A 10,724-nucleotide genomic window follows, 5' to 3' on the forward strand; every position below is an offset into this window, starting at 1 on the left:
AAGCGGCCGGTGGTGGACGCGGCCGAGGCCAGGCAACGCCCTGACGCGGTCGGCCCCGAGCATCGCGTCTTCGCCGGCACCATCAACCAGGGCAAGGTCCTGGAGGTCGAAGTCACCCGCCTCGCCAACCAGAGCACCTTGGCCCGAGTCGTGGAACTGGTGCGCTCGGCGGAGCACCAGAAATCCCCGACGCAGCTGTTCACGGACCGCTTCCAGAAGATCTTCGTTCCCGCGGTGCTGGTGCTGGTGGGGATGCTGCTGTTCGCCGGATTGGTGGTGGATGAACCGTTCAGCGCGACGTTCTACCGCGCCATGGCGGTGCTGGTAGCCGCCAGTCCCTGTGCCTTGGCCATCTCCACGCCCAGCGCGGTGTTAAGCGGCGTGGCGCGGGCCGCACGGGGCGGCGTGCTGATCAAGGGTGGCGGCCCGCTGGAGCGGCTGGGCGTCCTGCACGCGCTGGCTTTCGACAAGACCGGCACGCTGACCGAGGGCCGACCGCAGGTGACGGACGTCATGCCCGCTGACGGCGTGACGACGCAGGAACTGTTGAGCGTCGCTATTGCCGTAGAGCGCCTGAGTGACCATCCCTTGGCTGCCGCGGTGGTGCGCGATGGCCTGGTCCGTCTGGGCTCGCACGCTGTCCCTGAGGCGACGGACCTCGAGAGCCTTACAGGCCGCGGCCTGAAGGCGACCGTGGCCGGCGAGACCGTGCACCTGGGCAAGAAGAGCCTGTTCGATGAGCTCGGGGGTGCCGCCGTGCCCGCCGCGCTGAAGACGCGCGTGCTGGACTTGGAGAATCAAGGCCGGACGGTGTTCGTCGTACGACAGGGAGACCGTTACCTGGGCGCCGTTGGCTTGATGGACACGCCCCGGGAAGCCGCCAAGGCGGTGATGGCCCGACTGCGCGAGCTCGGCATGACCCGGCTGGTGATGCTCTCGGGCGACAACCAACGGGTCGCCGATGCGGTGGCCGCCAGCGTGGGCATCGACCGGGCGTATGGCGACCTGATGCCAGAAGACAAGGTCAAGGCGATCCAGGCACTGCGCGCCGAGGGCGAGGTGGCCATGGTGGGCGACGGTGTCAACGATGCGCCCGCACTGGCCAGCGCCTCGGTGGGAATCGCAATGGGCGCGGCGGGTTCAGATGTCGCGCTCGAGACAGCGGACGTGGCCTTGATGGGCGACAAGCTTGAGCACCTGCCGTTCGTCGTGGGGTTGAGCCGGCAGACCCGGCGCATCATCCGCCAGAACTTGTGGGCCAGCCTGGGCATGGTGGCCTTGCTCATTCCGGCGACGATCCTGGGCATGAAGATGGGCGTCGCCGTGCTCTTCCACGAGGGTTCCACCCTCCTGGTCGTGGCGAACGCGCTGCGCCTGCTCGCTTACAGAGACTCCGCGTAACGTCGGATGTTTCGGCGTTGTTAGCTCGCGCCTACGGAAAATTGCGATGGCTGAGGCACTGCGCGGCGTGTTCTCAATCACCGGCAGGTCCGGGTTCATCGATTCTGTCCCCGGCGCTGCGCACGGTCATCACTCGGCGGCCCGCCTCAAAGCGACCTTAGTACCCTTGCCCGAGGATACGGCTGCTGCGTGCAATCTGCCGGACATCTGTGCAATCAGCATGACTATTGCAGTGCCGTCTTGCATCGAACGGCGGGAAGATGCGGCACAACGGACCGCGCAGACTGGCATTGATCTTGCAGCACGACACGCGCGGGCTGACTAAATCCTTGGCTCGCCCCCCTATCTCTCGTTAAGGAGCCCCCCATGCACCACATGTCTTCCGAACTGCAGGCCTGCATCCGCAGCTGTCTGGACTGCTATCAGCACTGCCAGCACACCGCTCTGACCACCTGCCTTGAAAAAGGCGGCGATCACGTGGCGCCGGATCATTTCCGCCTGATGATCGATTGCGCCGAGGCCTGCCGCGCCGCCGCCGCGCTCATGATCAATCATTCCCCGTACCACGCCGAGTTCTGCCGCCTGTGCGCGCAGGTCTGCCGCGATTGCGCCGCCAGCTGCGAAGAACTGGACGGCATGGAGGCCTGCGTGCGCGCCTGCCGGGAGTGCGCACAAGCCTGCGAGGCGATGGCGGCGTCGGTCTGAACTGCCCTCCCCACACGGTAAAACTTCCCAAGCCGGGTAACCCGTTCCTTCGGCCCCACGGGGGCCGGAGGACTTCGGCGACCCGCTCCGCCCGGGGAACTTTTTGGCTCCACTGGCGGTCTAGCCCGCATCTTCCCCAGTTCTGGGGTGTATCCCATCGCATTTTTCTGGGTGTAGACTCCGGCCATGTCCCTGCTGCGCACCGTCGGCCACCTGCTGCTCGCTTTGGCGTTGATCGCCAACGCCGGGCTGCCGTCGGTCGCGTCCGCGGTCGATCACGCCGCGCACCAGAGCGCGGGAGTGGACCAGGCTATGGCGGCGGCGGGGCATTCGATGGCCGATGGCGACATAGCGTCGTGCCATGACGAGGCCACCGTGAAGCCCGTCGTGCCCAGCCCGGACTCGCCGCTGGATTGTTGTGACGGCGGCACCTGCACCTGCAGCTGCCTGCATCACGCGCCGGTCGTCGTGATCGCCGACGCTGACTGGTCGGTTTCCCCCTATCGCTGGGTGGCCCAATTGGGCCGCCTGGTGTCGGTCCCGGCCGCGCCTTCGGCGCCGGCTATTCGACCTCCGATCGCCTAAGCCCTCCCGGCGGACCTTGATCCGCCCCATTCGCTCGACCCGCATTCCGGGTCGCGTTGCCCGTGGCCTGTCGCCGCGGGTGCTTTGGAGGGTTTCCCATGACTGTACGTTTCCGCCCGGCCGCCCTGGCCGTGGCCCTAGCCTTGGCCCTGAGTGGCTGTGCGTCCTTGGCGTCGCGCCCCGGCGACACCGACATCAATGCCCTGCTGGCCGAGCGACGCGGCCCGCAGGTCGAGTGGTCCGCGGTGGGCCAACCGCCCCCAGAGCGCCAGGCCATCGACCAGTGGCTCGGTGCCCCGATGACCGCCGAGGCGGGGGTGCGCGTAGCTATGCTGCGCAGTCCCCGCCTCCAGCAAGAATATGCGCGGCTGGGTCTGGCGCGGGCCGACGTGCTCGAGGCCGTGCAGGTATCCAACCCCACCCTCTCGCTCTCACGGTCCTATCTGGACCCGGGCAGCGGCTACAACCGTCTGGCCGGCCTGACCTTGCCGCTGGCCGATATCCTGGTGCTGCCGGTGCGCACGCGCCTGGCCCGCGCCGAGTACGAGCGCGCCAAGCTCGAGATCGCCGGCGCGGTCCTGAATGTCGCGGCCGACGTGGAAGCCGCCTGGTACACCTATGTGGGTGCCCAGCAAGTCGCGGATATGCGCACGGCCGTTGCCGGTGGCGCCGATGCCGCGGCCGAACTGGCGCAGCGCTTCTTTGATGCCGGCAATATCAGCGAGCTCCAGCTCAAGCAGGAACAGGCCGCCGCCAGCGAGGCGCGCATCATCGCCGCCCGGGCCCGTGCCGACGCCGGCCGCGCCCGCCTGGCCCTCAATACCCTGCTGGGCCTTAGTGGCGAGGACGCGGCCTGGGCGACCAGCGATCGTCTGCCCATGCCGGTGGGCGCCGAAGACGATCCCCAGCAGTTGGCGGAACTGGCGCGCACCTCCAGCTTGGAGCTGCTCGCGGCCCGCCAGCAGGCCGACATATTGATGGACGCGCTCGGCATCACGCGCAAACTGCGGTGGCTGGGCGGTAGCGAGATTGGCTACGAGCGCGAACGCGAGGCCGATGGCACGCGCCTTCGCGGCCCGACCCTGGATCTGGAGCTGCCGATCTTCAACCAGGGCCAAGCCAAGTTGGCCCGGGCCGAGGCACTGCTCGCCGAGGCCCGCGCCCGGGTGGCTCAGGCGGAACTGGGCGTCGACAACGCGGTGCGCCTGGGAGCCGAGCAGGTCCGCGAACTGAGCCAGGTGGTGGCGATCCACCGCGATGCCCTGATTCCGCAGCGCGAAAAAGTGGTCGAGCGCAGCCAGCAGGAGCAGAACTTCATGCTCATCGGCGTGTTCGAGCTGATCCAGGCCAAGGTGCAGGAATACAACGCCTACGAGAGCTACCTCGAGGCCGTGCGCGATTACTGGTTGGCGCGTGTGGAGTTGATGCGGGCCGTTGGCCAGCGCCTGCCGAGCGATGCCGCCATCGGTGATCGCACCCCCAGCGTGCAAGACATCCTGACGCCGTCCGCCGAGGAGGCGATGCCGGGTATGGACCATAGCGGCCACGACATGGCGTCGATGCCCACCGCTCCGGCCGAAGCGATGGAGGGCATGGACCACAGCGCTATGGACATGCCGGCGAAGTCGGATGCGCCGGCGGCCTCCGCGGCTGCGCCGGACAACGCGATGGAGGGTATGGACCACAGCGGTATGGACATGCCAGCAAAACCGGCCGCGCCCGCGGTTCCGGCGTCTGCGCCCGCCGACGAAATGGAAGGCATGGACCACAGCGGCCATGACATGCCGGCGACACCGACACCGGTCGATCACTCCCAGCACGGTGCGCCGCCGGCGTCCCCCGCACCGCCGACGCAGGATGAGAAGGAAACCGACGAAGACCCCCCCCCCCCCCCCCACCACCGCCCCCACGCACACCCCCAATTAATACCCCACGACGCGACATCCTGCTGGGCGCAGGGGCCGGTCTGGTCACGACGGCCGCGACGGGCATGGCCCGCGCCCAGAGTCAGGGCCACGACATGAGCCAGATGAAAGAGCCCGACGCGCCTCCGGAGGCGCCACCGGTCTCCCGCCCGCGAGCGGGCAAGGTACGCACGCTCAACGGCTGGACCCTGCCCTACCGCATGAACGGCGGCGTCAAGGAATTCCATCTGGTCGCCGAGGAGTTCGAGCACGAGTTCGCACCCGGCTCCAAGGCGATCTGCTGGGGCTACAACGGCTCCACGCCGGGGCCGACCATCGAGGCGACCGAGGGCGACCGGATCCGTATCTTCGTCACCAACCGCCTGCGCGAAGCCACGACCATCCACTGGCATGGCCTGATCCTGCCCAGCGGCATGGACGGCGTCGGCGGCCTGAACCAGCCGCAGATCAAGCCCGGCGAGACCTTCGCCTACGAGTTCACGCTCAAGCAGCACGGCACCCACATGTACCACCCGCACGCCGATGAGATGGTGCAGATGGCGATGGGCATGATGGGCTTGTTGATCATCCACCCCAAGCGGGGCGAGGCCGTTCCGATCGACCGCGACTACGCGTTCCTGCTGCACAACTTCGCGCTGCACCCGGGCACCCGCCGCCCGGACCCGGCGATCATGCAGGACTTCGACCTGTGGACCTTCAACTCCAAGGTCTTCCCGGCGATCGAACCGATCGTGGCGCGCACCGGCGAGCGGGTCCGGATCCGCGTGGGCAACCTGAGCATGTGGAACCATCCGATCCACCTGCACGGCGTGCAGTTCCACATTACGGGCGGCGACGGTGGCCGCTTGCCGCGCTCGCAATGGCGCACGGAGGTCACCGAAATCGTCGGGGTTGGCCAGATGCGCGATATCGAGTTCACCGCGGTGCCGGGCGACTGGGCGTTCCACTGCCATATGTCGCACCACACGATGGGACCGATGGGACATGACATCCCGAACACCATCGGGGTGGACCAGCGCGGCGTGGAGGCGAAGATCCGCCAGATGCTCCCGGGCTACATGGCCATGGGCGAAGACGGCATGGGCGAGCACCAGGACCATACCGATGGCGGCATGCCAGGGCCCCCGAACACGCTGGCGATGATGGTCGGCAAGGGCCCGTTCGGAAACATCGAGATGGGCGGCATGTTCACCGTGGTCAAGGTGCGCGATGACCTGGCGCCGGGCGATTTCAGCGACCCGGGCTGGTACCGCAATCCTGCCGGCTCCGTCGCCCGGCGCGTCAGCAACGATCCCGCGTTCGGCAACCCGCCCCGTCGCCCCCGCTAACCAGGAGATCCGCAAATGTCCCTTATCAAGAGTGGTTTGATTCTCGTGGGTTTCGGTGCCGCGGCTGTGGCCGGTGGCATCTACTTTGGCGCCGTGCACCCCGGCGCCGATGAACCGCACTCGGCGGTCGTCTTCAAGCTGATCGAAACGGCGCGGGACCGCGCCATCGCCGTGCGCGCCCACGACGTCACCGTGCCCGCACTGGGGGAGGCGGCCCAGCTGAAATCCGGCGCGGGCAACTACGCCGCCATGTGCACCACCTGTCACCTCGCGCCGGGCATGGCTGCCACCGAGCTCAGCCAAGGCCTGTATCCCGCGCCGCCAAACCTGACCCAACTGGGGGCGCCCGATCCCGCCCGCGCGTTCTGGGTCATCAAGCACGGCATCAAGGCCTCGGGCATGCCTGCCTGGGGCAAGAGCATGTCGGACGAGTACATCTGGAACATGGTCGCCTTCCTGCAGCAGATGCCGACGATGTCGCCCGAGCAATACCAGGCCCTGGTGGCCAGCAGTGGCGGCCATGACCACGGCGGCGGCGAGAGCATGCCGCACGACGACGGCATGCCCGGCATGGCGGGCATGGACGGCGAGAGCGCGGATCACCACGGTGGCGCGGAGGTCGCGCCGCACGACGATGCCGGCTCGGCGCCGCACGATCACGGTGCCCCCGCCCCGGCTGCGCACGACGATGCCGGTGCACCGCCTCACGACCACGACGCGCCCCCGCCGCCGGCCCACGACGACGCTGGCGCGCCACCGCATGACCACTGACCCCTCTCTGACAGGACCCACCACCATGAAGCGTATTGCCACCCTTGCTGTCTTTTCTCTCGCCGCCGCCGGTAGCCCCGCGTTCGCTGAAGGCCCGGTCACCCCGCCCCACGCTCACGACGCGTCCACCGCGCAGGCAACCGCCGGCCCGGTGCTGAACATTCCTGCGCAGGCGCAGCCGGCGGTGGCGACCGTCGAACGTTTCTCCACCGCGCTGGTCGCGGGAAGACTCGACGCCGCCGGCGCGGAGCTCGATCCGAATGTGCTGATCCTGGAGAGCGGCGGCGCCGAACGCTCCGCCGCCGAGTACCTGGGGGGTCACGCCAAGGGCGACGCCGCCTTCCTCAAGACCGCGCACATCCAGCTGATCCGCCGCACGGCCCAGGTCAGCGGCGATCTGGCCTGGGTCGCGAGCGAAAGCGAACTGCACCTGAGCAAGGACGGCAAGCCGGTCACGGTGCTCAGCACCGAAACCATGCTGGTGCAGCGCTCGGACGCTGGCTGGAAAATCGTCCACATCCACTGGTCCTCGCGCACGAAAGCGCCGGGCGATCATCACTAGGAGGCCGCCATGCGCCGGTTGACTTCGATCCTGACCACCGTGGTGCTGCCGCTGGTCCTCGCTTCGTGCGAGGGCCGCAACGACCCGCCGCCGGAAGCCTTCGGTCCCCACGTGGTGGCGACCCCTGCGACGAGCGTGACGTCCCCGCGAGCGGATGACACGTCCGCGCCCCATGTCGCCGAGCACCCCACGGCCTTGCCACCGATCACCATGCACAAGGACCCCTACTGTGAGTGCTGCAGCCTGTGGGCCCGCCACGTCGAGGGCGCCGGCTTCCCGGTGAGCGTGGTCGTTGATCGCAACATGGACGCCTTCAAGCGCAGCGTGGGCGTTCCTGCCGGCAAGGGCTCCTGCCACACCGCCCAGGTTGAGGGGTATTTCATCGAGGGCCACGTGCCCGTCGAGGACATTCACCGTCTCTTGGCCGAGCGCCCCGACGCCCGCGGCCTGTCCGCCCCGGGCATGCCCGTCGGCTCGCCTGGCATGCCGGGCCCACCGCGCCCCTACACCGTCTACCTGATTGGCAAGGACGGCAGCAGCACGCCCTTTAGCCAACACGGGCAGTAACTGGAGCTTCGGACATGACCACGCACGCCAGCCATCCCCCGACGCCGGGAACAACACCGACCGAGCAGCCCCGCGATCCGGTCTGCGGCATGTTCGTCGCCGGTCCGTTGTTCGTCTTGCACGGGGACACTCGTTACCACTTCTGCTCGGAGCGCTGTCGCCAGAAGTTCCTGGCCGACCCGGCGCGCTATCTGGACGCCGATGCGCTGATCGAAGGGATGACGCCAACGCCGGTGCCACCGGTCGCGGCCGTGCCAGGCACCCGCTACACCTGTCCGATGCACCCGGAGATTGTCCAGGACGGGCCGGGCATTTGCCCGAAGTGCGGGATGGCGCTTGAGCCGCTCATGCCCTCGTTGGAGGAGGACGAGAACCCGGAGCTGGCTGACTTCACCCGCCGGTTCTGGGCGACCTTGCCCGCGACGCTGATCGTGCTGGTGTTGGCGATGTTCGGCCACCGCTGGGTGAGTCTGGATGCGACCACGCGAAGCTGGGTTGAGTTGGCGCTCGCGACGCCGGTGGTGTTGTGGGCAGGCTGGCCGTTCTTCGTGCGCGGGTTCGCGTCGGTCCGCACCCGGAACCTGAACATGTGGACGCTGATCGGGACCGGTGTGGCGGCCGCGTACGGCTATAGCGTCGCCGCCACGGTCGTTCCGGGCTGGTTCCCGGCCTCGTTCCAGGAGCACGGCCGCGTGGGGGTGTACTTCGAAGCGGCGGCGGTGATTGTGTCGCTCACCTTGCTCGGCCAGTTGCTCGAGCTCAAGGCGCGGTCGCAGACCTCCGCAGCGATCAAAGCGCTGCTGGGCTTAGCGCCGAAGACAGCGCGGCGGATCCAGCCCGATGGCAGCGAAGAGGACATTCCCCTGGCGCATGTGCACCTGGGCGATCGGCTGCGCGTTCGGCCGGGCGAGAAGGTGCCGACCGATGGCGTGGTCGTGCAGGGCCAATCGACCGTGGATGAGTCCATGCTGACCGGCGAGCCGATGCCGGTGGCCAAGATCGTGGGCGAACGGGTCATTGGCGCGACGATTAATGGCTCGGGCGCCCTGATCATCGAAGCCGAAAAGGTCGGCGCCGACACGGTGCTCAGCCAGATCGTACAACTGGTGGCCAATGCCCAGCGCTCCCGCGCACCGATGCAGCGCATGGCCGATAAGGTGGCGTTCTGGTTCGTGCTGGCGGTGCTGGCCATCGCCCTGTTGACGCTGCTGGTCTGGGGCTTCTTCGGTCCCGAGCCGTCGTGGGTGTATGGCGTGCTCAATGCCGTGGCGGTGCTGATCATCGCCTGCCCCTGCGCCTTGGGCCTGGCCACGCCGATGTCCATCATGGTGGCCACCGGGCGGGCCGCCAGCGTGGGCGTATTGTTCCGCGATGCCGAGGCGATCGAGACATTGCGCAAGGTCGATACGCTGATTGTCGACAAGACGGGGACCCTGACCGAAGGCCGTCCGCGCTTTCGCGACACCGCGGCGCTGCCGGGATTCACGCCCGCCGAGGTCTTGCGCCTGGCGGCCAGCCTGGACCAAGGCAGCGAGCACCCGCTCGCCGCCGCCATCGTCACCGAGGCACGCGAGCGTGGTCTTGATCTCTCCACGCCTGACGCGTTCGAGTCCGCCAGTGGCATTGGCGTGCGCGGCCGTGTTGACGGCCGGGCGCTGGCGTTAGGCAATCAGACGTTGATGGTTGAAGAAGGCGTGGTGATCGGCACGCTGGCCGACGGCGCCGAGCGGCTGCGTGCGGAAGGCGCGAGCGTGATGTTCCTGGCCGTCGATGGTCAGGCGGCCGGCCTGCTAGCCGTGGCTGACATGATCAAGGAATCAACGCCCGAAGCCATCGCCCAACTGCGGGCGGTGGGATTGCGCCTGATCATGGCGACCGGCGATGGCGCAACCACGGCCCAAGCCGTAGCGACGGCCTTGGGGATCACCGAGGTACACGGCGAAGTGCGGCCGCAGGACAAGGCGGACCTAGTGGCGAGCCTCAAGGCCCAGGGCCGGCGGGTGGCGATGGCCGGCGACGGCATCAACGATGCCCCGGCCTTGGCCCTGGCCGATGTGGGTATCGCGATGGGCACGGGCACGGACGTGGCGATGAGCAGTGCCCAGGTGACCCTGGTCAAGGGCGATCTGCGCGGCATCCTGCGGGCCCGGCAGATATCGGAGGCAACGGTCGCCAACATGAAGCAGAACCTCGGCTTTGCCTTCCTCTACAACGCGCTAGGCGTGCCGATCGCGGCCGGCGTGCTTTACCCCGTGTTCGGGCTGTTGCTCAGCCCGATGATCGCCGCCCTGGCCATGAGCCTGAGCTCGGTCTCGGTGGTGATCAACGCGCTGCGCCTGCGCACGGCCGAACCGTGAGGTTTTTTGCCTGTCCGCTGCGGCGGCGCAGGCATCCCGGACCGGTGGGTGTTGGGACAACCACCGGTTCGTTTCTTTCGTCCCCCAAGGAGATATCCCCATGAAACGTCTGCTTCCGTTCGCTATTGCCCTGCTGATCGCCGCCCCGCTCGCCTGGGCCGACGACAAGGGCCACGACCACATGGCCGCCAAGAATGGCCAGACCCAGCCGCACGATATGGCCGCGATGTCGGCCGAGGAGTTTGCCAAGCTCGACACCGACAAGAACGGCCAGCTCGGTCGCACCGAGCTCCCCAAGGAGCACAAGCTCGCCGCGCATTTCGACATGCTCGATACCGACAAGAACGGCACCCTCTCGGCCGCCGAGTTCGCCAAGGGCAATAGCATGTGATGTCTGCCCGGGGCGGCGCTGCCGCCCCGGCCAATGGATGCAGGGAGAGAGCAATGACACGACTATGGACGGGCCTGGCGGCCCTGCTGCTGGGGGGGGGGGGCGCGGGGGGGCGCCGCGCCCCCCCCCCCC

General features: G+C 68.1%; 10 protein-coding genes. All 10 read left to right on the plus strand.

The window, feature by feature from the left end; all coding sequences use genetic code 11:
* Window positions 1-1,401, plus strand: a 1,401-nt coding sequence (locus K0M70_RS05200; protein ID WP_290780201.1) for a heavy metal translocating P-type ATPase, incomplete at its 5' end; no start/stop codon positions are given.
* 366 nt (window positions 1,402-1,767) lie between these two features.
* Complete coding sequence (locus K0M70_RS05205; protein WP_106989581.1) at window positions 1,768-2,106, plus strand: four-helix bundle copper-binding protein; 339 nt, start codon at window positions 1,768-1,770, stop codon at window positions 2,104-2,106.
* Window positions 2,107-2,292: 186 nt separating this feature from the next.
* Window positions 2,293-2,691 carry a CopL family metal-binding regulatory protein gene (locus tag K0M70_RS05210; RefSeq protein ID WP_290780205.1) on the plus strand — a complete coding sequence of 133 codons (399 nt, stop codon included), beginning with the start codon at window positions 2,293-2,295 and terminating at the stop codon, window positions 2,689-2,691.
* A gap of 98 nt (window positions 2,692-2,789) precedes the next feature.
* The gene (locus K0M70_RS05215) at window positions 2,790-4,715 is read left to right on the plus strand and encodes a TolC family protein (protein WP_290780208.1); all 1,926 of its coding nucleotides are present in this window, start codon (window positions 2,790-2,792) and stop codon (window positions 4,713-4,715) included.
* Window positions 4,712-5,944 (plus strand): copper oxidase, encoded by a 1,233-nt coding sequence (locus K0M70_RS05220; protein WP_290780212.1) that lies wholly within the window; start codon window positions 4,712-4,714, stop codon window positions 5,942-5,944. The genes K0M70_RS05215 and K0M70_RS05220 overlap by 4 nt, the downstream gene beginning before the upstream one ends.
* Before the next feature lie 15 nt (window positions 5,945-5,959).
* Complete coding sequence (locus K0M70_RS05225) at window positions 5,960-6,715, plus strand: cytochrome c (RefSeq protein ID WP_084062423.1); 756 nt, start codon at window positions 5,960-5,962, stop codon at window positions 6,713-6,715.
* A 25-nt stretch (window positions 6,716-6,740) separates the two neighbouring features.
* Window positions 6,741-7,277, plus strand: coding sequence for a nuclear transport factor 2 family protein (locus tag K0M70_RS05230; RefSeq protein ID WP_034211226.1), 537 nt, complete (start codon window positions 6,741-6,743; stop codon window positions 7,275-7,277).
* Window positions 7,278-7,286: 9 nt separating this feature from the next.
* Window positions 7,287-7,844 (plus strand): DUF411 domain-containing protein, encoded by a 558-nt coding sequence (locus K0M70_RS05235; protein WP_290780218.1) that lies wholly within the window; start codon window positions 7,287-7,289, stop codon window positions 7,842-7,844.
* 14 nt (window positions 7,845-7,858) lie between these two features.
* Window positions 7,859-10,201: a heavy metal translocating P-type ATPase gene (locus tag K0M70_RS05240; protein ID WP_290780221.1), complete on the plus strand. Its 2,343-nt coding sequence runs from the start codon at window positions 7,859-7,861 to the stop codon at window positions 10,199-10,201.
* Between the two features lie 100 nt (window positions 10,202-10,301).
* Complete coding sequence (locus K0M70_RS05245; RefSeq protein WP_290780224.1) at window positions 10,302-10,592, plus strand: hypothetical protein; 291 nt, start codon at window positions 10,302-10,304, stop codon at window positions 10,590-10,592.
* Window positions 10,593-10,724 lie beyond the last annotated feature (132 nt).

It is taken from the genome of Arenimonas sp. (assembly GCF_019459675.1).
GTDB lineage: Bacteria > Pseudomonadota > Gammaproteobacteria > Xanthomonadales > Xanthomonadaceae > Arenimonas.